Here is a 21,016-nt window from a genome sequence, read left to right on the forward strand (position 1 = left end):
GTTCGCGCAGCACTTCCTTGATCGTGGCTTGCAGCGCCGCTTGTTCCGCCGGGGTAGACACGGTGAAGGTCACGCCGCTGGTTCGTGCGGCGTCGAAGACGCGCAGGCGCAGGGCTTTGGGCAGGCGCTGGAACAGCTCGTCGAGGTCGGGGATTTTCTCGCCGGCGAGATCAAAGCCTTCCAGCGCCCGGCTCAGGCCGAGGTTCAGCGCCGGGCTGTAGGTGTCTTGCACGGCCTCGGCGAGGACGCGGCTGTGTGCCGGCAGATCGTCGAGGGCTGGAAGCTGTGGCTGCTCGATGCGCTGCAATTTGGCCAGCCAGTCCGGCAGGTTGTTGAACATCGCCATGCCGGCGTTGAACAGCGTTGAATATTGCCCGGCCTGTTCGGTCTGCAAGCGCAGCGGCAAGGTGTAAAACAGCGGGCGGGTCAGTTGCGGGTGTTGTTCGAGGTAACCGAGCATTTGCTCATTGGCCGCGTCGCTACGGCCGATGTCCTTGAGGCAAGCGTATTCGCTGGCGAGCGCCTGATCGATCTGCACTTGCCTGTCGAAATACCACGCCGAGCGATGGAAACGCCCGGCGCACAGCAGTTGCGCGCGATCGGCGGTGATGCGTTCGAGCAGGCGATTCCAGCGTCCAAGGTTGTCGCGATGACTGTTCAGCACCTCGTCCATGGCCGGGCGGTCGATCAGGTCATTGATGCCGCGTTTGCCGCTGAGCAGCGGGCCGTCGAGCACGTCTTTCATGCGCCGGTTCTGATCCTTGCCGAGCTCGACCAGTGTGCTCAGGTGGCGCTCGACGAAATCGGCCGGGGCCACTTCAGCGAAATATTCGCGGGTGTAAAAGCGTCGATCCGCCTCGGCGGTGACGCGAGCGTGCGCCGTGAAATCCGGGGCAACGCCGTCGAAGCGGTTCAGCGCCAGTGACTCGTCCAAAGCCTTTTCGCGCTGTTGCTGCAGTTCAGGTCGAGACTGAGTATCTGCCGGGACAATCTCACCACCCTTGTTCAGATAGTCGAGCAGCGCCTGCCGGGTATTTTCCCGATCCGCTTCGGGCAATTGCTCCAGTTCAGCAAACAATGCCTGGGCGCGCGGATCGTCGCTGGCCTTGGCCAGGGTGTCGAAATCCTGAGCGCCCAACTGGCTCAGCGACTCGATGTAACTGGCCAGCAGATAGTCGCGCTCGTTGTTGTCGGTGTTGCTCCACTGCTCGATCCAGCCGACTACCAGGTCCTGATAATCGGCCAGATCGCGCATCACGCCGAGGTCGTCGTTGACCAGCAGAAACAGCGTGTCGTCCTGATATGGTCCGCGCACCCGCCCGAGAAATTCGCCGATATGCGCCTCGCGAAAACGTCGCGGGTTTTCCCACAGATAGGGCTCACGCTCGTGCTCCGGCGCGTCGCTGACCTGCACCGCCGGCATCCGCGTGGCGTCCGCCTCGGCCAGCGGTTTCGCTGTGCAGGCCACTTCCGCCAGCCACTGTTTGGCCTGGGCCACGGTGAGCAGATGCTCGCCGCCGATCAGACAATGCACCGGGCCAAGATCGACCGCCTGCATGAAGTGCTCGCGTTCCTCCGCGCTGTCCAGCACCTGTCGGCACTTCGCCGCGCTCAACTGCACGTCGGCAAAGGTCACGTAAAGGGTGCTTTTGCGCGAGAAGATCAAAGCCGGACGTTCCTCGATGGCGCTGCGCTGCTCCTCGCTGACGCTTTTGCCGCGATGCAGCAATGCGCTGATCACGCCTTCAAGCACGCGGTATTCGTAGAGCTCACCGCTGAGACTGTCGACGATGTACAGCCAGCCATCGCGTAAACGGCGGATGCCCATGGGGCGCGTGGTCAGGGTGTAAGGCAGCGTGATTTCGGTGCTGGGGTCGAAGGGTTTTTCCACCAGGCCGTACGCAAGTGGCAGCAGTTGCACGTGGGTGTTGCGCAAGGGGCAGGCGGCGGGACCGATGATCGGGGCTTTGGACGCGGCGGCTGCCGCAAGGTCGGCGGGATGGTTCATGGTCGGACTCTTTCAGACGCCCATTGGCGGGCCATTGAAACGGCCAGCGTCAAGCGCTCACCGATCGGTTGCAGGGAGGGCTCGTGTAGCAAGTGCTGGATCTGCGGATGCTCATCCGGATCAGCGCCGTTGAGAGAGGCGACAAGGTTGGCGAAGTAAAGCCATTCCGATTGGCTGCTCAGGCCGAGCGCGCTGGCTTTTGCCTCGATTTGTTCCAGAAGTATCCAACGTTCAGCGATGGTTTCCCCGGTATGAAACCGGGGAAAATATTCAAGCAAATACGCATCGACTTGTAGCAACACCCGCCGCCGATCCACCCGATCCAGCGCGGCATCCTGCTCAACACTCAACCGATACGGCACCACCAGCGCCCCACCCTGCCCGTGCCGAGGTCGCTGACAGTGCCAGACTTGCCGCGCGCCATCCGCCGTGACCACGCACCCCAGCGGCCCGAACAGACTCGCATCGCCGCTGGCAAACAGCGCCTGCGCCACGGCGGCATCCGCCAGCCGCAACAACACCGGCGAGCCGACCGGCAACTCGACGATCAACAACTGACGCAAGTGCGCGACTATTTCATGCGCCGGCGCGGTGCTGAACAACAGCACGCCCCATTCCTGTTGGGCGTGCTGGCGATGAAACCGCGCCACCGGATCGTCAGCGTCAGCGAGCGCCACCAGCAACGGCGAGACGTCACGCAGGGCCGAAAACGGTGGCTGGTCGTACAGCGCGAAAGCGTTGGCGGCGGGATCGAGCCTTCGCAGTTGCGCCGATAGATCGGCGATCGTCGCACCGTCGAGCAGCACAAACGCCTGCTGCTCAGCCCACGGCAAACCTTCAGGCCAATCCGTCAAAAGGCTCATGCCTGGGCCGCCTCGCAAATCAGGCAACGCGAGGTCCGCGTGGTCAGCAGCGCATGCCGTTGCTGCACGGCATCGAACGTCGCCTTAAGCAACGGCGCGGGCCCCGGCAGCATGGGTTCCGCTGGCAGACACACCGTCGGCGCCCCGCCCTGCACCACCGGCACACTGCTGAAAATGCCGGCGGCGCCGACCGTCAGCCAATGCCCGCCAGCAGCCAGAGTGATCTGCAGGCCGCTGTTGAAAACCACCTGCTCGCCCGCGCCGAAATGCAGCTGCTGCGCCGCACTGACGCGCTGGCTGGCGACCCGCACATGCTGCTCGCCCTGCACCCACAGATGATCGTCCTGCTTGAGTTCAGTCAGGCGATTGCCATGGGTCAGATGATGTTCTTCGTCGCGCAACTCAAGGCTGGAGACGCCGCCAATCACTTGGCTATGCAGGTTGTCGATCTGCACACGCAAGTCATTGAGCACGTGCTGCACCAAGTCGCGCTGCGCCCTGATGGAGATTTCTTCCGCGCCTTGCCGATCCTCGATGCGCAGTTCGTTGTAACCACCGCCGCCGGGGCTGCTCTGGCTGCGCCAGATACTGCGCGTCTGTTGCGCCGGCAGGTCCAGTGGCACCGGCGTTTCGGCGTTGGGCAGGCAGGCGAGCACATGCGGTTTGTCCGGATCGCCATCGGTGAAGCCCACCAGCACTTCCATACCGACGCGAGGAATCTGCACGCTGCCGTAGCGGTCATGTGCCCAGGCAGTGGCCACGCGCAGCCAGCAACTTGACTGTTCATCACGCTGGCCGTCGCGATCCCAGAGCATTTGCACTTTCACCCGGCCGTAGGCATCGCTGTAGATTTCTTCGCCGGGCGGGCCGGTCACCACCGCCAGCTGACTGCCGCTGACGCGCGGTTTGACATGCCTGAGCTGCGGGCGAAACACCACGTCCCACGGTGTCGCGACGAAATGGTTGCGATAGCCCTGACTGAAACCATCTGCGTCAGCCTGCTCGGTGAACGCTTCCTCGAGCACTTGCGGCTGTTTGCCGATGTGCTCGACCTCGGTCAGCAACCATAAATCGTTGCAGTCGGCGCGCGAGTAATCCGCCATGGTCATGAAACTGCCGCCGCGCATCAGCGCCTGATTGCTGCGCCCGTTAGCCAGACGATAGTCGGCACCATGGCGCTCCAGCGCACGCTGGCTGAGGTGCTTGCCGCGCTCGCGATGGGTGAACTGCCCGGGAAACTCATAATCTTCCAGCAGCGGAACTTGCGCTGCACTGACCTTGGCGTCCAACTGCACTGCGGGCTTTTCGAAGTGATAGTCGCGGCGCTCGACGAGGTTGGAGCGTGGCTCCAGGCGCACAGTGAACTGGTCGATAACCGGCGCATTGGCAACCAGGCCGTTGCCCTGCACATAGCGCGTCGTCACGTCGTGTTTGAGGAACGCCGTTTGATCGTCGCCGAACACCAACAGGTGCGCCTCACGGCGGTGGCGGAAGTGAAAGTGCAGGCCCTCCTCTTCGCACAGCCGCTGGATGAAGTGCAGATCGGTTTCCTGGTATTGCACGCAATACACCCGCGCCGGGTACTCAGCGCTGAGCTGAAAATGCCAGGCATCGGCCTGCATGCCGTGATCGTCCAAGACATTGGCGATGATCTGCGGCACGCTCAGGTTCTGGAAAATCCGCTGATTGCGCCGATGCGCGAGGTAAGCAAGATGCGGCGCAAGGGTGATCTGGTAACGGCTCAGCCGAACACCGCAATCACCCTGGCCGACCCGATAGACCAGCCCGTGCATGCCGCTACCGTCGGCACCGAAACAGAGAAAGGCCGGCCGATGCAGCAAGCCTTCCAGATCCACATCGGGGCGCTCGCTGACCAGCTCGAGATCCAGTTCGTAGGTCTGGTTGAGCACTTCCCGGGTGCGAAAACCGAACACTTGAAGATCGTGGGAAACGCCTTCTATCTCGAGAGTGAAAACAACGGGCCTGCCAGCGATGCGCATCCACCTGTCCCTGTGTCTGAGTGAAAGACGGGACTGTGCAACGGTGCACTGCAATGGGTGAAGTCAGACCTTTCCCTGTTTTGCCGGTCTGCGAGCGAAAAGGACGTGGCCCACAGAGAAACGGCCAGGATCCTACGGAAATGATCCCGGATCCTATGTCTTTCCCCTGTCAGGGCAGCAAGATGATCTTGTCGCCACCACCCTGATTGACCTCTGCATAGCGCGCCAGCCCTTCAGCCAGCGGCACCTCCACCAAGCCCTGCGGCAGCGGCAAGCGATCCTCATCGAAGAACCGCCCGAACTGCTCGAGCATCGCCGCGCACGCCTCAACGCCGTACAACAACGAGTTGATCCCGACCACCGAACCGCCCTTGCGATACAGCGTCAGCGCCGGCAATTGCACGTGGCCGTCGACCGGCGCGGCGATGATGGCGATGCGGCCGAAGGTCGCCAGTGCCGCCACCGAGGCGGGCAGCCAGAAACCGGTGGTGTCGAAGATCACATCGGCGCCACCGCGATACACCGCGTTGACCTGGGCACCGAGGTCTTCTGGCTTATCCAGTTGAATCGTCTGATAGCCCTGCTGCTGCAGATCGGCGACCTGCTCGGGCCGGCGCGCCGCCGCCAGCAATTGCGCGCCGCGCACTTTTGCCAGGGCCAAAGCCGCAGTTGCCACCGCCCCGCCGCCGATCACCAGCAAACGCGTATCGGCGCTGACCAGGCTGCGTTCCAGCGCATCCCACGCCGTGGTGTACGGCACGCCAAGGCTGGCCGCCTGAGCAAAACTCAAATGCGCCGGTTTGTGCGCCACGCCGCTGGCCGGCAGTTTGACGAATTGCGCATGGGCGCCGTCAGCGAAGAAGCCCAGCTCGCGCCCGGTACCCCAGACTTCCTGACCGATCAACGCTTGCGGCCCCTCGACCACCACCCCGGCAAAATCCCGCCCCGGAACCCGTGGCAGTGTGGTGTAAGGAAAACGCCCAAGGACGTTTTTCACATCGCTGGGGTTGAGGCCGGCAGCCTTGATCTGCACCAGCACTTCATCGGCGCCGGGCACCGGGGTCGGAACGTCGACGAAACGCAGGGAAGACAGGTCGCCGGTCTGATCGAATTGCAACGCTTTCATGGGCACATCCACCGAAAGGAAAAAGGGAAATTCAGGACAACCAGCCAGCGACCAGTTGCCGGCCCAGCGGCCACAACTGCTCACCGGCCAACATGCCGAGCAGGCCGACCAGCGCGATGGCCGGTGGGGCGGGAGAACGGAAATCGAGCGCGCCGTAGAGCAGGCCGACGCCCAGGCCGATGGCCAGAGAAATGAGGTAGTTCATGGAGGAACTCCGCCGCGATAAGTGATGGGCAGAGTCTAGGGAAACGGGCGGAGCGGTATCGGCCAAGGACTTCTGAATTTCGGACAAATCCAAAAGGTCACCCGCAGCTCATTCCTACAGGGGGTTGCGTTCAGGCTGCCGAGAATTGCGAAGGCGCCACCCCCAGCTCCCGGCGAAACATGTCGCTGAAACTGCTCGGTGAATAACCCAGTTCGCGAGCAATGACGCTCACCGCCACGCCCTGAATCAACGCTGCCACCGCCGTCGCCAACTGCACCTGGCGCCGCCATTCGGCGAAGCCCATGCCGAGGCTGTCCTTGAACAACCGCGCCAGCGTACGCACGCTGGCCCCGGCGTTTTCCGCATGCTGCTCGAACGGGATCTCCAGCGACGGCGCGGCCATCACGGCCTGACACAGATTCATCAGACGCCGGTCGGACTCATCCGGCAGCGGAATCTTCAACTGCGAACGCCTTGCCCGGCGCAGCTCCAGCAACGCCAGCCCGACCAGCGCCTCGTAATACTCAGCCTCGCCGTCATCGCCCTGCGCCACCAGTCCGACGATCAACTCGCGCAGCAGACCACCGACTTCGATCACCTGCACCGTCGCATCCAGGGTCGCCGCCAGCGCCGGGCGCAAGTAGATATTGCGCATCTGCAAATCCGACACCACACGAATCCCGTGCGGCACTCCCGGCGGCAACCACACCGCCCGCTGCGGCGGCACCACCAGCGCTTCGTGCGGGGTTTCCACCCACATCACCCCGCTCATCGCATACAGCAACTGCCCCCAGACATGCTCGTGCGGCTCAATGAACAAACCACGCGGATAGGTTCGCGCCAGCGGTTGCACGGGCACATCGGTGTCGGTCAGATCAGGGGGCGCGGCGAGGGCCATGGCGAGCGTTCACAGGGGGTTGGCGAAGCCGCCATGGTAACCAGCACGCCGCGCACTCGCCAACGATAGATACCGTCGGACAATCCGAATGAATTTTCCCGGCACAGCGCGATCCGTTTAATACCACAGGGAGGAATTCGGGCTTTATGAACAACGCAAAACTTTACGTCATCGACTACACACTGCATGGCACCCCCAAGTCGTTCATTATCCGCTCGGACAAAATGGACAACGCCGAAGCCTGGCATTGGGCAAGCTGCGACGCGGGCGTGGGTCGCATCCCGCGCTTCGGCCGCGAGAAAGTGCAAAAGACCAGCAAACCGATGGCAGAAAAATTCGGTCTGGAAAACGTCACCTGGCGCCAGACCAACTGACCCCACCGCCCTCACCGCAGGCTTGGCAATCGACAGGGGGAATCGACCGATGACCGACACTTATCACCCGGCCCGACTGGACTACGGCCTGACCACCTTCTTCGGCCAGATCACCAAAACGGTGAATTGCGCAGTGGCACTGGAGACGGTTGCGGACGACCCTTACCGCTTCACCCTGTGCGTCCAGGCACCGGTACCGGAAGACCTCCACCAAGCCAAGGTTGTGGTGGTCAAGGTCGAAGGGCGAACACTGCAAGGCACGGTGAGGCACTTTGAGCGACAGGAAGACGACAGTCTGAAAATGGAAGTGGAGCCTGATTAGGCTCCACTTTTTTTTGCCGCGCTTATTTCGGATGAGCGCAACCGCAACCCTTCATCGCACACTCTTCACCGTGTTTGTGGTGATGAGCGCAAGCCTCGCAGCAATAGTGTTTGCCGTGCACAGCGTAGGAATGTTCGCCTTCTTTGATCGTGCAGTTGCAGCCCGGGCAGTCGCATTTTTTATCGGACATGGGACAGACTCCTTGCGTGGTGGTTGTCTGAGGCTTGCGAGCAAGCCATAAGGGACAGTGTAGAAGGTGGTGTTGCAGGCTGGCCAACTGTTGAGAGATTGGGCGACGCAGAGATGCTTCGCGAGCAGGCTCGCTGCCACAGGGGTTAACCGCACAAAGCAATGAGCGTTAGCTCAAGTAGCTTTTGATCTTGATCTCAGAGCCCGTCGGCAGGCTGAGCGGAGGGCAACACCCGCAGCAACGGATATGTACACAGTCAAACAAATAAAATCACTGCGCCTGCCGCGAACTCCGATACATAAACACCAAAGCCACCGCCAGGCACACCATCGCCAGCATCCGGCTCGAGGACAAGCCGATCGCCGGATTCCCCAACCAGCCAAAATTATCGATCAACATCCCCATCCCCAACTGCCCGACAATCACCGCCACCGTCGCCACAGCCGTCCCGACCACCGGCACCGCGCCAACCATCACCATCATGTACACCACGCCGAACAGCGCCCCGGTCAACTGCCACTTCGGCACCTCAAGCAGACTCACCGCCTGCGCCGGTTCGAAAAACAGAATCAACAACCCGGTCACCACCGCGCCCACCGCAAAGGTCAGCAGACTGCTACGCAGCACCCCCACCGTTTCACCCAGACGCCCATTGATCGCGGCCTGCACACTCAACACCGCACCGGCCAACGCCACCACCGCCAACAAAATCACCAGACCCATCACTCACCCCCGCGCAATCAGAACCAAAGCCACCACAATCAAGCCCAACGCCAGCCAGCGCTCGCCGTTGACCTTCTTGCGCGTCGCGCCGAACCAGCCGAAATGGTCGATCAGCACACTCTTGCCGACCTGACCGGACAAAATCGCAATCATCGTCATGGCAATGCCGATATGCGGCGTCGCCAGCGTCAGCACCACCACGTAGATCGGCCCGAGAAAACCGCCGATCAACTGCCAGCGCGGCAACTGGGTCAGCGCCGGACGTTTCTGTGGGCCGGCGAACAGCAAGAGCAAAAACAGAATTGCCGAACCCACACCGAAGATGCTCAACGTCGCCCATAAATGCCCGACCTGCTCACCCAGCGGCCCGAGCAATCCGGCTTCTACCGACAAGCCCATGCCAGCGAGAATCACCAGCGGCAGCAACAGCAGACGCAACACCGAGCTTTTCACCGGTGCCGCAACCAACCCTTCATCCAACGTCTGCATACATAACCTTCCACGCTCAAAGACAATGGCGCGGATTATCGGCTGGCGCCGCTGTGCGATAAATGGGAGCATCCGGACAACACTTTTGCGCAACACGCACAGCGAGACACGGCATGCACGGGCTCAACGAACTCGGATTCAAAGCGTTAAGGCTGTTTGTGGCGGTCCTCGACCACGGCAGTTTTTCCGAAGTCGCCCGCCGCGAAGGCGTCGCGCCCTCCTCCATTTCGCGGCAGATCCAGTTGATGGAACAGGCGCTCAACCAGCAATTGCTCTACCGCCACACCCGCGCCGTCACCCCGACCGAAGCCGGGCGCACGCTCGGCCACCATGCGCGGCTGCTATTGGTGCAACTGGAGGAAGCCGAACAGGCGTTGCAGGAACAGCAAAGCGAACCCACCGGACTGGTGCGCATCAACGCCCCGGTGGTGTTCGGCCAGCGCCATCTGACGCCCTGGCTGGGCCAGCTTTGCGCGCGCTATCCGAAGCTGCAACTGGATATCCAGCAAACCGACCATTACGTCGACCCGCTACAGGAAGGCGCCGACCTGCTGTTTCGCATCGGCGCGCTGCACGATTCGAGCATGCAGGCACGCATTCTGGCGCCGCACCGTTTTCAGGTCGCCGCCAGCCCGGCCTATCTCAAACGCCACGGCACGCCGCAGCATCCCGACCAACTCGCGCAACATCAGTGCCTGGCCTACAAAGGCGCGGCCGGTCAGCAGCGCTGGTTTTTCCGCCGTGATGGCGAGGACTGGACGCCGTACACCGTCAAAGGCCCGATCACCGGCAACCACGCCGACACCCTGACCCAGGCCGCCCAGCAAGGCTTAGGGCTGGTGATGTTTCCGTCGTGGCTGATTGGCGAAGCGGTGCGCGAGGGCACACTGGTCCCGGTGCTGGGGGAATATCAGGTGTCGAACAGCCTGGAACCGCAGCAGATCGCCGTGCTGTGGCCGGGGAGCCGACGGCTGTCGGTGAAGGTGAGGACGGTGATTGATTTTTTTGTCGAGTGCTTTGGCGAGATTCCCTATTGGGACAGAGCCTGAAGATCAAGAGCCCCCTCACCCTAGCCCTCTCCCTGAGGGAGAGGGAACCGACCGAGGTGTCCCACCTAATGCATCGACCTGAAAAACCGCGTCGACTATGGATTCAAAGCAGGACTTTCAGGTCGGCGTAATCCCCCAATATTACCCAATCGGTTCCCTCTCCCTCTGGGAGAGGGCTAGGGTGAGGGGCTTTTCAGGCCATCAGATACGGAACTGCCCGACCAGCTTGCCCAACCGCTGCCCGAGCTCCGCCAGACTGCGCGACGTTTGCGCGCCCAGTTGCGTTTCATCGGCGACGCTGTCCACCGCCACGGCAATCTGATGCACGCTGCGGTTGATCTCTTCGGCCACCGCCGTCTGCTCTTCCGCTGCGCTGGCGATCTGCGCGTTCATCGAGTTGATCGTCGCGATCAACTGCGCCATGGCATCCAGCGACGCACCGGCCTGATTGGCTTGCTGCGAAGTACCGTCGCCGGCCTCGCTGGAACGGCGCATCGCTTCGACCGCCTGCTGCGTGCCGGCCTGCAAGCGGTCGATCATGCCCTGGATTTCCTGGGTGCTGATCTGCGTGCGGCTGGCCAGTGCGCGTACTTCGTCCGCAACCACCGCAAAGCCACGACCGGCCTCACCGGCGCGCGCCGCTTCGATCGCGGCATTGAGCGCCAGCAAGTTGGTCTGCTCGGCAATCGAACGGATCACCCCAAGCACGCCGACAATCGAACTGACGTCCTGCTGCAAGCTGTCCAGCGACACGCCGCTGTTGCGGATATCGTCGACCAATGCATGAATCTGCTTGATGCTGCCTGCGACCACGCGCTTGGCGCTCTGGCCTTCTTCGTCGGTCTGCTGAGCGGCGACGGCGGCGTTTTGCGCGCTCTTCGCCACTTCCTGGGCGGCGGCGGACATTTCGTTGATCGCCGTGGCGACCTGATCGGTTTCGTGGCGTTGACGCTCCATGGCCTGATCGGAACGCTGCGCCTGTTCCGAGACCTGAGTAACCAGCCCGGTCAGTTGCGTGGTCATCTCGGTGATCTGCCGCACCAGGCCGTGGATCTTGTCGACGAAGCGGTTGAACGAGCCGGCCAGTTCGCCAAGTTCGTCCTGGCTGGTGATGTTCAGGCGCCGGGTCAGGTCACCCTCGCCTGCCGCGATGTCGTCGAGGTTGGCTTTCATCAGGGTCAGCGGGCGCAGAATGGTGTTGGCCAGCAGCATCCCCGCCGCCGCGATCACCAACAGCACCAGCACCGCAACGCCGACAATGCTCAGCACCACGCCTTGCACGCGCTCCTGCACTTGCGCCTCGACCTGCGCCACTTGCGCTTCGATGCCGTCGAGGTTGACCGAAGTACCGACCGCCATGTCCCACTTCGGCAGGTATTCGGTGTAGCCGAGTTTCGGCACCAGCACCTTGGCGTTGCCCGGCAGCGGCGAGCTGTATTGCAGATAGTGAGTGCCGTCCTTGGCCACTTTGACCAGGCCGAGGTTGACGTAGACGCCGTTCGGATCGCGGTTGTCCTTGAAGCTTTTGCCCACGCCGTCGGGGTCGTTGGCCTTGAACAGGCGCACGGTCTCGGAGTCGTAGCCGAAGAAGTAGCCGTCCTTGCCGTAGCGGATGCCCGAAAGCAATTTGATCGCCTGCGCCCGCGCCGCGTCATCGCCCGGTGCAGCGGCGTCGTACAGCGGTTTGATCGTGGTCATGGCCACGGCGACGTAACTTTGCAGGGTGGCCTTGGCGTCGCTGAGCAGCCGCTCGCGGGTCTGTTCAACCTCCTTGCGCGCCTGTTCCTGGAGGATGAACAGCGTGGTCACGCTGATGACCAGCGCAAAGAGCAGCACCGGCAGAACGGCAAGGGACAGGACTTTAGCCTTGAGACTCAGGCGCATCGGGGGACTCACTCTTTTGATTTTGTTGGCGTGGTTAAAGGCTTTAACGGCACGCCGGAGCAAAAGTTGAGTCCGGGAAATACCCAGGCCCCTGTGGGAGCGAGCTTGCTCGCGAAGGCGTCGTGTCAGTCGCTGCAACTGCGACTGATCCACCGCTTTCGCGAGCAAGCTCGCTCCCACAGGGGTTGGTGGGGCGTTTAGAGAACCATCGCCGCCACCCAGCCAAACACCAGCAGCGGCAGGTTGTAGTGCAGGAAGGTCGGTACGACGGTGTCCCAGATGTGGTGATGCTGGCCGTCGATGTTCAGGCCGGAGGTCGGGCCGAGGGTCGAGTCCGAGGCCGGCGAACCGGCATCGCCCAGCGCACCGGCAGTGCCAACGATGCAGACGATGGCGATCGGGCTGAAGCCCAGTTGCACGCACAACGGCACGAAAATAGCCGCCAGAATCGGCACGGTGGAGAACGACGAGCCGATGCCCATGGTTACCAGCAAGCCCACCAGCAGCATCAACAAAGCCCCGACGCCTTTGCTGTGATTGATCCAGGCCGCCGACGATTCGACCAGCGTCTGCACCTGCCCGGTGGCCTTCATCACTTCGGCAAAACCTGAGGCGGCGATCATGATGAAGCCGATCATCGCCATCATCTTCATGCCTTCGGTGAACAGATCATCGGTCTCGCGCCATTTGACGATGCCCGACACCGAGAAAATCAGAAACCCGACCAGAGCGCCGATAATCATCGAGTCCAAGAGCAACTGCACCACGAATGCCGAAGCAATGGCCACACCGGCGATCATCAGGCTCAGCGGGTTGTAGTGCACCGCCGTCTGCTCGACCTGTTCGATCTTCGCCAGGTCATACACGCGCTTCTTGCGGTAGCTGATGAACGCCATCGCCAGGCCGAAGACCATGCCCAGCGCCGGAATGCCCATGGCGTGGGTGACATTGATGCCGCTGATGTCGACGCCGCTGCGGGCGACGTTGGCGAGCAGGATTTCGTTGAGGAAGATGTTGCCGAAGCCCACCGGCAGGAACATGTACGGGGTGATCAGGCCGAAGGTCATGACACAGGCGATCAGACGGCGATCGAGTTGCAGCTTGGTCAGTACATATAGAAGTGGCGGCACCAGCAGCGGAATGAAGGCGATGTGGATCGGCAGGATGTTCTGCGAGGCAATCGCCACCACCCACAGCAGCCCGATCAGCAGCCATTTGACGTTACCGCCGCCGGTTGCATGCTGCCGATCCACCATGGCCAGGGCCTTGTCGGCCAGCGCATGGGCCAGGCCGGATTTGGCAATCGCCACGGCGAAAGCGCCGAGCAAGGCGTAGGACAACGCCACGGTCGCGCCGCCGCCCAGCCCGCTGTTGAACGCCTTGAGTGTTGCGTCGATGCCCAGACCGCCGGTCAGGCCGCCGACCAGCGCCCCGACGATCAGCGCGATCACCACATGCACGCGCGACAGGCTGAGGATCAGCATGACGCCGACGGCTGCTATGACTGCATTCATTTCACTACCTCAAAAAACACTGCGGGTGAAAACACACCGCCAGACAGGATGAGTCCGCCCGGGGTTGGCCGGCGGAGGTGTACAGAGGGTCTTGTTAGAGGGCGCGCACTGTGCCGCAGAGTGGCGGCGCTGTCAAAGCCCTGTGGCGAGGGGATTGATCGTTCCCACGCTCTGCGTGGGAATGCAGCCCGGGACGCTCCGCGTCCCTTCCAGAGCCGAACGCGGAGCGTCCGTTGAGGCATTCCTTTGCTGCGCGTGGGAACGATCATAACCCTATACGCAAATGTCACGACTGCTTCGCAGCCGAACGGGGATAAATCCCCTCGCCACAGGACCACAGGACTACAGGACTACAGGACTGCAGGACTGCAGGACTGCAGGACCACAGGACCACAGGCCCCGCATGCGGCAATCGGTCATATTGCGCTCACGGCATAAAGAAAGCCGAAACGCGGCCGCTACAGTGCAAAGTCTCAGATATTTATCGGATAAGGATGTTTTCCATGTCGCTCAGACAACTTTCCATCCAATGGAAAATCACCCTGCTCGCCGGCCTCTGCCTGGCCGGTATCGTGACCCTGTTGGTCGGTCTTTCGCTGTATCGCATGGAACACAGCTCGGCGCTGGTCAAGGCCTCGAGCATGGAGATGCTCACCGAATCGGCGCAGGCGCGGATCGAGTCGCAAGGCGAAGTGCAGGCCGCCGGCATTCGTCAGCAGTTCATGGACGCCTATCAGTACGGCCACGGCTTCTCGCGGCAGGTACTGTTTTTGCGTGAGCAGGCCGAGAAGCGTTTTCTCGATGCCTTCGACCTGCGCGAGGACATGACCCGTCAGGTCAAATCCGCGCTGCAAGCCAACCCGGACCTGCTCGGCCTGTCGCTGGTGTTCGAAGCCAACGCGCTGGACGGCAAGGACGAACTGTTCGCCGATCAGGCTGAACTGGGCAGCAACGACAAAGGCCGTTTCGCCCTGTACTGGTCGCAGCCGACCCCGGGCAAAGTCACCTCGATGGCGCTGCCGGAAAGCGACATGAGCGACACCAGCACCGGCCCCAGCGGTCAGGCCGCCAACGCCTGGTTCACCTGCCCGCGCACCACGCTCAAACCGTGTGTGATCGAGCCGTACTTCTATGTCATCGACGGCCACAAAGTGCTGATGACCAGCATCGTCTTCCCGCTGCTGGTCAACGGCAAAGTCATCGCCTCGCTGTCGGTCGACATCAATCTCAACAGCCTGCAAGCGATCAGCCAGAATGCCAGCCGCAAGCTGTATGACGGCCAGACCGCCGTCAGTATTGTCAGCCCCGCCGGCCTGCTCGCCGGTTACAGCCCGGATGCCGGCAAACTCAGCCAGCGTCTGGATGCGGTGGATCAGGCCAGCGGCAGCGAGTTGCTGCGCCTGCTCGCCGCGAGCACTGGCGTGAGCAGCCTGCACAGCAACGGCCAGTTGAAAGTGCTGTCGCCGTTCCAGCCGATTCCCGACGGCCCGGCGTGGGGCGTGCTGCTCGATGTGCCGGAGAAAGTCCTGGTCAGCCGCGCCGAAGCGCTCAAACAGCAACTGGATGCGAGCAATACCTCGGGCACACTGATCGAACTGAGCCTCGGCCTGCTCGCCGCGCTGATCGGCCTGCTGCTGGTGTGGCTGATGGCGCGCAGCGTGACCAAGCCGATTCTCGGTGTGGCGCACATGCTTGAAGACATCGCCAGCGGCGAAGGCGACCTGACCCGGCGCCTGGCCTACGACAAGCAGGACGAACTGGGCAAATTGGCCGGTTGGTTCAACAAGTTCCTCGACAAGTTGCAGCCGATCATTGCCGAGGTAAAACGCTCGGTGCAGGACGCGCGCAACACTGCCGACCAGTCCTCAGCCATCGCCACTCAGACCAGCGCCGGCATGGAGCAGCAATATCGCCAGGTCGATCAGGTCGCCACCGCGTCCCACGAAATGAGCGCCACTGCCCAGGACGTTGCACGCAGCGCCGCGCAGGCCGCCGAAGCGGCCAAGGACGCCGACCGCGCCACCCGTCAGGGCCTGACCGTGATCGACCGCACCACCGCAAGCATCGACACCCTCGCCGCTGACATGAGCGCAGCGATGGTTCAGGTCGAAGGCCTGGCCGCCAACAGTGAGAAGATCGGCACGGTGCTGGAAACCATCCGCGCCATCGCCGAGCAGACCAACCTGCTCGCTCTCAACGCCGCCATCGAAGCCGCCCGCGCCGGTGAGGCCGGACGCGGTTTTGCCGTGGTCGCCGACGAAGTTCGCAACCTTGCGCGCCGCACTCAGGAGTCGGTGGAGGAAACCCGCCAGGTCATCGAGCAATTGCAGAACGGCACGCAGGAAGTGGTCGGTTCGATGGGCAACAGCCATCGTCAGGCCCAGGGCAGCGTTGAGCAGGTGGGACAGGCGGTGACGGCGCTGCGGCAGATCGGCGATGCGGTGACGGTGATCAGCGACATGAACCTGCAAATCGCCAGTGCTGCCGAAGAGCAGAGCGCGGTGGCTGAGGAGATCAACAACAACGTGGCGACGATTCGCGATGTGACCGAATCGCTGTCCGGGCAGGCGAATGAATCGGCGCGCGTGAGCCAGTCACTCAATAGCCTGGCGAATCAGCAACAGCGGTTGATGGATCAGTTTCGCGTTTGACAAGTGCGGGGTGTCAGTTGCAATCCCCCCTCACCCCAGCCCTCTCCCCCCAAGGGGGGCGACGGGGAAAGGGAGCCGATCTTCATGCCATTCAAGTCCTGAGTTCGACTCGGATTTCAAGTGGGTGCATCTCTCAAGAACAACACAATCAGTCCCCTCTCCCTCTGGGAGAGGGTTAGGGTGAGGGGCTTTTCAAGGGCTCACCGCCGAGGCAGTTCAATCACCACTTTCAACCCGCCCCACTCGCTTTCGCCCAGCACCAGCAAGCCACCCCACGTATCGACGATATCCCGCACGATCCCAAGGCCGAGCCCATGCCCGTGGGTCTGCTCATCCAGCCGCGTGCCACGGCTGAACACCTGAGTGCGCTGCTCTTCGGGAATCCCCGGGCCGTCATCTTCCACGCTCAGGGCAAAGCCGTCAGAACGCTCGATCACACTCAAGCGCACCTCGGCATCGGCCCATTTGCAGGCGTTGTCGAGCAGGTTGCCGAGCAGTTCGAGCAAGTCCTCGCGGTCCCACGGCAGTTGCAAGCCCGGCGGTGCGACGTAACTCAAGGCCAAATGCTCGCCGTGAATCATGTTCAAGGTCGCCAGCAACCCCGGCAGCTCGGCATCGCAATCGAACAACGCGCCGGGCAGCGCATCCCCCGACAACCGCGCGCGATTGAGTTCGCGATTGAGGCGCTGCTGCACCTGCTCCAGTTGTTCCTTGAGAATCCTGCGCAGCTCGGGATGGTCATCGAGCTTGTCGCTGGAGGCCAGGCTGAGCAGCACCGCCAACGGGGTTTTCAGCGCGTGGCCGAGGTTGCCCAAGGCGTTGCGCGAGCGCTTGAGGCTGTCTTCGGTGTGGGCGAGCAAATGGTTGATCTGCGCCACCAGCGGTTCCAGTTCCACCGGCACCTGATCGTCGAGTTGCGAGCGCTGGCCCTGTTGCAACTGAGCGATCTGCTCGCGCGCGCGCTCCAGCGGTTTCAGCGCGCGGCGCACGGTCAGGCGTTGCAGGAACAGGATCAACAGCAACGCCGCCAGCCCCAGGCCGAGGCCGATCTGGCGCATGCGCTGGAAGCTGTCGCTGACCGGCGTGTAATCCTGGGCGACGCTGATCGAGATCGACTGACCGAGGCGCCGATAGTCCGAGCGCAATATCAGCAAGCGTTGCCCGCCCGGGCCCAGTTGCAGGTTGCTGTGCAGCCCCGGGTGTTGCAGCAGCGGCAGTTCCTGATCCCACAGCGAGCGCGAACGCCAGTGGCTGTCGGAGAAATCGATGCGAAAGTAATGCCCGGAAAACGGCCGCTGATAGGCCGGCGAGAGATGCCGCTCATCCAGCTGCAAACCTTGCGGGCCGCGCACCAGCGCCACCAGCAGGCTTTCGCTGTCGTTGCGCAGGCCGGCTTCGAGGTAGCGCTGCAAACCGACTTCGAACAACCACAGGCTGGTTTGCGCCAGTACCAGACCGACGATCACCATCACACTGATCAAACCCAGGCTCAAACGGCGCTGGATTGATCTCATGAAGCTTGCCCGCCGAACAGGTAACCCTGGCCGCGACGGGTTTCGATCACGCTTTTGCCGAGCTTGCGCCGCAGGTGATTGACGTGGACTTCGAGGACGTTGGAGTCACGCTCGGTCTCACCGTCGTAGAGGTGTTCGGCGAGGTGGCTTTTCGAGAGGATCTGTTCCGGGTGCAGCATGAAATAGCGCAGAAGACGGAATTCAGCGGCGGTCAGCTGGATGTCGGCGCCGTCGCGAACCACGCACTGGCGACCTTCGTCCAGATGCAGGCCGGCGGCTTGCAAAGTCGGCTGGTTGGCCTGGCCCTTGGAGCGACGCAACAGTGACTGAATACGCAGGTACAGCTCTTCCGGATGGAACGGCTTGGTCAGGTAATCGTCAGCGCCGGCTTTCAGCCCTTCGATGCGCTCGGCCCAGGAGTCGCGCGCGGTAAGGATCAGCACCGGAATCGCCAGACCGGCGGCGCGCCACTGCGCCAACACGTCCAGCCCCGGCACGCCGGGCAGGCCGAGGTCGAGGATGATCAGGTCATAGGGCTCGCTGCTGCCCTGATACACCGCATCGCGGCCATCGGCCAGCCAATCCACCGCGTAGCCTTGGCGTTGCAGGCCGGCGAGCAATTCGTCGGCCAACGGTACGTGGTCTTCCACCAGAAGCAAACGCATCGATCAATCTTCCTTGTCTTTGACTAACTCGCCGGTATCGGCCTTCAGGTGCAGTTCGCGCGCCACGCCTTCGACCGTCAGCAATTCGACTTCGTAAATGTACACGTCGTGTTTTTCTTCCAGCTCGACTTCCAGCAGTTTGGCGCCGGGGTAGCGATCCATGGCCTGCTGCAGCACTTGCTCCAGCGGCAGGATCACGCCATCGCGACGCAGGGCCAGCGCCTCGTCCTGATCGAGGTCGCGAGCCATGGCCGTACTGCACAACAACACCAGCGCCAGCGCCGTCAGGCGGGTGGCGCGACTATTCAGCTTCATTACGTATCCTGATGATCCCTGAGCACTTCACCATCGACCGCGTTCAACTCCAGATCCCACTTCAGCCCTTTCGGGTCGCGCAGTTCGATCTGGTAAATGAACTTGCCGTACTCTTCCTCCAGCTCGGTTTCGGTGATTTCCGAACCGGGGTGTTTTTCCAGGGCGATGGCGTTGAGCTTCTCGAAGGAGACGATAGTACCAGCGTCGCGCAAACGAAGCGCCTCGTCAGGCCCGAGATCGCGCGCCAGCGCAGTGTGGGCGCCAAGGCCGAGGATCGAGGCAGTGGTCAGGGCAGTCAGGGTTTTCATGGGTGTCTCCGAATTCTTATATGTTGCTTACGGTGGGCACCATAGCGGGATCAACTTAACTGAAACTGAATGGCCATCATTGTGCCCCTCAGTCCGATCGTTCCCACGCTCCGCGTGGGAACGATCTGTACACCGTCGTCGCGGGCCCTCCCACAGGATTCGGCGGTGTGCTTATAATTCCCAGCTTGCTAACGATCGAGACCGGTATGACCGCCATCCACATCAAGTTTCCCGCCCTCACCCTCAAGGCCGGCCCACGGGCCATGGCGCGGATTCGTGCGCAGGGTTTGCACGCCGCGGACGTCGGCACCCTGCCCGGTGCAGCCGGTGGGCCGAAGGCGTTGGGGATTCAGGGGCTCGATCTGGCGTTGTTCGGCGAGTGGCTGCCGAGTGCGCCGCGTGAGCGTTCGCTGATCGGCGCCTCGGTGGGTTCCTGGCGCTTCGCCAGCGCCTGCCTGCCGGACGCCGCCGAAGGCATTCGCCGCCTCGGCCAGCTCTACGCCGAGCAGCATTTCAACAAAGGCGTGACCATGGCCGAGATCAGCCAGAGCTCGCAGCGCATGCTCAACGACCTGCTCGACGGCCGCGACGCGAGCATCCTCGAAAACGCCGATTACCGACTGAACATCATGGTGGTGAAGAGCCAGGGCCGCCTCGCCGAAGACCATCGCGGGCGCCTCGGTCTGGCGCTGGGCTCAGTGATCGCCGACAACCTGCGCGGTCGTGCACGTCTGTCGCGGCACTTCGAACGGCTGATCATCCACGATCCGCGCCTGGCGCCGCCGCTTGATGCCTTGACCGATTTCCCCTCGCGCTTCGTTGCCCTCAACACCGGCAACCTGCGCCAGGCCCTGCTCGCTTCCGGATCGATCCCGATGGTCATGGAAGGCGTGCGCGACCTGCCCGGCGCCGGCGCGGGTACGTTCCGTGACGGCGGTTTGCTCGACTACCACCTCGACCTGCCCTACAGCGGCGACGGTATCGTGCTCTATCCGCACTTCACCGATCGAGTGATTCCCGGCTGGTTCGACAAGACCCTGCCATGGCGCCGCGCTTCGGTGCAGCGTCTGCAAGATGTGCTGCTGGTCGCGCCGTCGAAGGAATATCTGGCGCGCCTGCCCTACGGCAAATTGCCCGATCGTAACGACTTCAAACGCTTTATGGGCGATGCGCCGAGCCGGCAGAAATACTGGCACACGGCGATGGACGAGAGCCGCCGACTGGGCGACGAATTTCTCGAACTGACGGCCAATGGTCGCCTCGCCGAGCGCTTGCTGACCCTTTAGTCAGCACGGCCAAAGACAAGCTGATAAACTCGCCGCCTGCCCGAATCGCTGCGGCGAACGCCATCTGAACAGAGCCGAAAATACTGTGGAAATCTTCAAGGAATTTACTTTCGAATCCGCCCACCGCCTGCCGCACGTCCCGGACGGCCACAAGTGCGGACGCCTGCACGGTCACTCGTTCAAGGTCGCGCTGCACCTGAGCGGCGACCTCGATCCGCACACTGGCTGGATTCGCGATTTCTCCGAGATCAAAGCGATTTTCAAGCCGCTGTATGAGCGCCTCGACCACAACTACCTGAACGACATTCCCGGCCTGGAAAACCCGACCAGCGAAGTACTGGCCAAATTCATCTGGAACGAGATGAAGCCATTGCTGCCGGAACTCAGCGCGATCCGCATTCATGAGACGTGCACCAGCGGCTGCATCTATCGCGGCGAATAGCAACAAAGATCTCCTGCCAAAGCCATCGCCGCTGCCCTCATGCGCTTCTTCTGACCCAACATTATTCCCCCTGACACCGATCGTTCCCACGCTCTGCGTGGGAATGCCTCAACGGACGCTCCGCGTTCGGCTTTGGAATGGGACGCGGAGCGTCCTGGGCTGCATTCCCACGCAGAGCGTGGGAACGATC

21 protein-coding genes are annotated in these 21,016 nt (G+C 62.4%); 6 read left to right on the plus strand and 15 right to left on the minus strand.

Annotated elements, in window-relative coordinates; all coding sequences use genetic code 11:
- The 6 genes from D8U70_RS21100 to D8U70_RS21125 form a co-directional block, all read right to left on the minus strand.
- Window positions 1–2,008 (minus strand): toxin VasX (locus tag D8U70_RS21100; RefSeq protein WP_347238405.1); only part of this gene is annotated, 2,008 nt, incomplete at its 3' end.
- Window positions 2,005–2,871, minus strand: a complete 867-nt coding sequence (locus D8U70_RS21105; RefSeq protein ID WP_130929649.1) for a DUF4123 domain-containing protein — start codon at window positions 2,869–2,871, stop codon at window positions 2,005–2,007. The genes D8U70_RS21100 and D8U70_RS21105, both read right to left, overlap by 4 nt.
- Window positions 2,868–4,871 carry a type VI secretion system tip protein TssI/VgrG gene (gene tssI, locus D8U70_RS21110; RefSeq protein WP_130929650.1) on the minus strand — a complete coding sequence of 668 codons (2,004 nt, stop codon included), beginning with the start codon at window positions 4,869–4,871 and terminating at the stop codon, window positions 2,868–2,870. Before tssI ends, D8U70_RS21105 begins: the two co-directional genes overlap by 4 nt.
- 169 nt (window positions 4,872–5,040) lie before the next feature.
- Window positions 5,041–5,997, minus strand: a complete 957-nt coding sequence (locus D8U70_RS21115) for a zinc-binding alcohol dehydrogenase family protein (RefSeq protein WP_130929651.1) — start codon at window positions 5,995–5,997, stop codon at window positions 5,041–5,043.
- 31 nt (window positions 5,998–6,028) lie between these two features.
- Window positions 6,029–6,202, minus strand: coding sequence for a DUF1427 family protein (locus tag D8U70_RS21120; RefSeq protein ID WP_073471384.1), 174 nt, complete (start codon window positions 6,200–6,202; stop codon window positions 6,029–6,031).
- 130 nt (window positions 6,203–6,332) lie between these two features.
- The gene (locus D8U70_RS21125) at window positions 6,333–7,100 is read right to left on the minus strand and encodes a helix-turn-helix transcriptional regulator (protein ID WP_130929652.1); all 768 of its coding nucleotides are present in this window, start codon (window positions 7,098–7,100) and stop codon (window positions 6,333–6,335) included.
- 146 nt (window positions 7,101–7,246) lie between these two features.
- Here D8U70_RS21125 and D8U70_RS21130 point away from each other — a divergent pair, with 146 nt between their 5' ends.
- Both D8U70_RS21130 and D8U70_RS21135 read left to right on the plus strand, forming a co-directional pair.
- On the plus strand, window positions 7,247–7,474 hold the full coding sequence (locus D8U70_RS21130) for a DUF6555 family protein (RefSeq protein WP_016775403.1): 228 nt from the start codon (window positions 7,247–7,249) through the stop codon (window positions 7,472–7,474).
- A gap of 49 nt (window positions 7,475–7,523) precedes the next feature.
- Window positions 7,524–7,796 (plus strand): hypothetical protein, encoded by a 273-nt coding sequence (locus D8U70_RS21135; RefSeq protein ID WP_071172989.1) that lies wholly within the window; start codon window positions 7,524–7,526, stop codon window positions 7,794–7,796.
- A 22-nt stretch (window positions 7,797–7,818) separates the two neighbouring features.
- On the opposite strand, the gene D8U70_RS21140 is transcribed toward D8U70_RS21135, so the two are convergent.
- The 3 genes from D8U70_RS21140 to D8U70_RS21150 form a co-directional block, all read right to left on the minus strand.
- The gene (locus D8U70_RS21140) at window positions 7,819–7,986 is read right to left on the minus strand and encodes a metallothionein (protein WP_016775405.1); all 168 of its coding nucleotides are present in this window, start codon (window positions 7,984–7,986) and stop codon (window positions 7,819–7,821) included.
- A 270-nt stretch (window positions 7,987–8,256) separates the two neighbouring features.
- Entirely contained in the window at window positions 8,257–8,709 is a 453-nt protein-coding gene (locus tag D8U70_RS21145; protein ID WP_130929653.1) for a DMT family transporter, read from the minus strand.
- Between the two features lie 3 nt (window positions 8,710–8,712).
- Entirely contained in the window at window positions 8,713–9,198 is a 486-nt protein-coding gene (locus D8U70_RS21150) for a DMT family transporter (protein WP_130929654.1), read from the minus strand.
- 113 nt (window positions 9,199–9,311) lie between these two features.
- On the opposite strand from D8U70_RS21150, the gene D8U70_RS21155 reads away from it, so the two are divergent.
- Window positions 9,312–10,247, plus strand: coding sequence for a LysR family transcriptional regulator (locus D8U70_RS21155; protein WP_130910112.1), 936 nt, complete (start codon window positions 9,312–9,314; stop codon window positions 10,245–10,247).
- Window positions 10,248–10,448: 201 nt separating this feature from the next.
- Here D8U70_RS21155 and D8U70_RS21160 read toward each other — a convergent pair whose 3' ends face one another.
- Together D8U70_RS21160 and D8U70_RS21170 are read right to left on the minus strand one after the other, a co-directional pair.
- Entirely contained in the window at window positions 10,449–12,131 is a 1,683-nt protein-coding gene (locus tag D8U70_RS21160; protein WP_016775408.1) for a methyl-accepting chemotaxis protein, read from the minus strand.
- A 197-nt stretch (window positions 12,132–12,328) separates the two neighbouring features.
- Window positions 12,329–13,645, minus strand: a complete 1,317-nt coding sequence (locus tag D8U70_RS21170; protein WP_024013513.1) for a Na+/H+ antiporter NhaC family protein — start codon at window positions 13,643–13,645, stop codon at window positions 12,329–12,331.
- Window positions 13,646–14,148: 503 nt separating this feature from the next.
- On the opposite strand from D8U70_RS21170, the gene D8U70_RS21180 reads away from it, so the two are divergent.
- Window positions 14,149–16,296 carry a methyl-accepting chemotaxis protein gene (locus D8U70_RS21180; protein ID WP_130929655.1) on the plus strand — a complete coding sequence of 716 codons (2,148 nt, stop codon included), beginning with the start codon at window positions 14,149–14,151 and terminating at the stop codon, window positions 16,294–16,296.
- A 200-nt stretch (window positions 16,297–16,496) separates the two neighbouring features.
- Here the strand turns inward: D8U70_RS21180 and D8U70_RS21185 are convergent, their stop codons facing one another.
- Genes D8U70_RS21185 through D8U70_RS21200 form a run of 4 tightly spaced genes read right to left on the minus strand, consistent with a single transcriptional unit; the run spans window position 16,497 to window position 19,098 of the window.
- On the minus strand, window positions 16,497–17,810 hold the full coding sequence (locus D8U70_RS21185) for a sensor histidine kinase (RefSeq protein ID WP_130929656.1): 1,314 nt from the start codon (window positions 17,808–17,810) through the stop codon (window positions 16,497–16,499).
- Window positions 17,807–18,475, minus strand: a complete 669-nt coding sequence (locus D8U70_RS21190) for a response regulator transcription factor (protein ID WP_016775412.1) — start codon at window positions 18,473–18,475, stop codon at window positions 17,807–17,809. Before D8U70_RS21190 ends, D8U70_RS21185 begins: the two co-directional genes overlap by 4 nt.
- A 3-nt stretch (window positions 18,476–18,478) precedes the next feature.
- On the minus strand, window positions 18,479–18,790 hold the full coding sequence (locus D8U70_RS21195; protein ID WP_016775413.1) for a PepSY domain-containing protein: 312 nt from the start codon (window positions 18,788–18,790) through the stop codon (window positions 18,479–18,481).
- Window positions 18,790–19,098 (minus strand): PepSY domain-containing protein, encoded by a 309-nt coding sequence (locus D8U70_RS21200; RefSeq protein WP_110603822.1) that lies wholly within the window; start codon window positions 19,096–19,098, stop codon window positions 18,790–18,792. Before D8U70_RS21200 ends, D8U70_RS21195 begins: the two co-directional genes overlap by 1 nt.
- Window positions 19,099–19,304: 206 nt before the next feature.
- Between D8U70_RS21200 and D8U70_RS21205 the strand changes: the two genes are divergently transcribed.
- Window positions 19,305–20,384 (plus strand): patatin-like phospholipase family protein, encoded by a 1,080-nt coding sequence (locus tag D8U70_RS21205; RefSeq protein ID WP_130900553.1) that lies wholly within the window; start codon window positions 19,305–19,307, stop codon window positions 20,382–20,384.
- 85 nt (window positions 20,385–20,469) lie between these two features.
- Window positions 20,470–20,826, plus strand: coding sequence for a 6-carboxytetrahydropterin synthase QueD (gene queD, locus D8U70_RS21210; protein WP_007915588.1), 357 nt, complete (start codon window positions 20,470–20,472; stop codon window positions 20,824–20,826).
- Window positions 20,827–21,016 lie beyond the last annotated feature (190 nt).

This window comes from Pseudomonas sp. Sample_20, assembly GCF_004307585.1.
Taxonomy (GTDB): domain Bacteria; phylum Pseudomonadota; class Gammaproteobacteria; order Pseudomonadales; family Pseudomonadaceae; genus Aquipseudomonas; species Aquipseudomonas atacamensis.

Coding starts and splice junctions, on each gene's coding strand:
- D8U70_RS21135 (WP_071172989.1), top strand. CDS start 7,524: ATGACCGACACTTATCACCCGGCCCGACTGGACTACGGCCTGACCACC.
- D8U70_RS21200 (WP_110603822.1), bottom strand. CDS start 19,098: ATGAAAACCCTGACTGCCCTGACCACTGCCTCGATCCTCGGCCTTGGC.
- D8U70_RS21205 (WP_130900553.1), top strand. CDS start 19,305: ATGACCGCCATCCACATCAAGTTTCCCGCCCTCACCCTCAAGGCCGGC.
- D8U70_RS21120 (WP_073471384.1), bottom strand. CDS start 6,202: ATGAACTACCTCATTTCTCTGGCCATCGGCCTGGGCGTCGGCCTGCTC.
- D8U70_RS21115 (WP_130929651.1), bottom strand. CDS start 5,997: ATGAAAGCGTTGCAATTCGATCAGACCGGCGACCTGTCTTCCCTGCGT.
- D8U70_RS21195 (WP_016775413.1), bottom strand. CDS start 18,790: ATGAAGCTGAATAGTCGCGCCACCCGCCTGACGGCGCTGGCGCTGGTG.
- D8U70_RS21125 (WP_130929652.1), bottom strand. CDS start 7,100: ATGGCCCTCGCCGCGCCCCCTGATCTGACCGACACCGATGTGCCCGTG.
- D8U70_RS21150 (WP_130929654.1), bottom strand. CDS start 9,198: ATGCAGACGTTGGATGAAGGGTTGGTTGCGGCACCGGTGAAAAGCTCG.
- D8U70_RS21105 (WP_130929649.1), bottom strand. CDS start 2,871: ATGAGCCTTTTGACGGATTGGCCTGAAGGTTTGCCGTGGGCTGAGCAG.
- D8U70_RS21130 (WP_016775403.1), top strand. CDS start 7,247: ATGAACAACGCAAAACTTTACGTCATCGACTACACACTGCATGGCACC.
- tssI (WP_130929650.1), bottom strand. CDS start 4,871: ATGCGCATCGCTGGCAGGCCCGTTGTTTTCACTCTCGAGATAGAAGGC.
- D8U70_RS21170 (WP_024013513.1), bottom strand. CDS start 13,645: ATGAATGCAGTCATAGCAGCCGTCGGCGTCATGCTGATCCTCAGCCTG.
- D8U70_RS21190 (WP_016775412.1), bottom strand. CDS start 18,475: ATGCGTTTGCTTCTGGTGGAAGACCACGTACCGTTGGCCGACGAATTG.
- D8U70_RS21140 (WP_016775405.1), bottom strand. CDS start 7,986: ATGTCCGATAAAAAATGCGACTGCCCGGGCTGCAACTGCACGATCAAA.
- D8U70_RS21185 (WP_130929656.1), bottom strand. CDS start 17,810: ATGAGATCAATCCAGCGCCGTTTGAGCCTGGGTTTGATCAGTGTGATG.
- D8U70_RS21155 (WP_130910112.1), top strand. CDS start 9,312: ATGCACGGGCTCAACGAACTCGGATTCAAAGCGTTAAGGCTGTTTGTG.
- D8U70_RS21180 (WP_130929655.1), top strand. CDS start 14,149: ATGTCGCTCAGACAACTTTCCATCCAATGGAAAATCACCCTGCTCGCC.
- D8U70_RS21160 (WP_016775408.1), bottom strand. CDS start 12,131: ATGCGCCTGAGTCTCAAGGCTAAAGTCCTGTCCCTTGCCGTTCTGCCG.
- D8U70_RS21145 (WP_130929653.1), bottom strand. CDS start 8,709: ATGGGTCTGGTGATTTTGTTGGCGGTGGTGGCGTTGGCCGGTGCGGTG.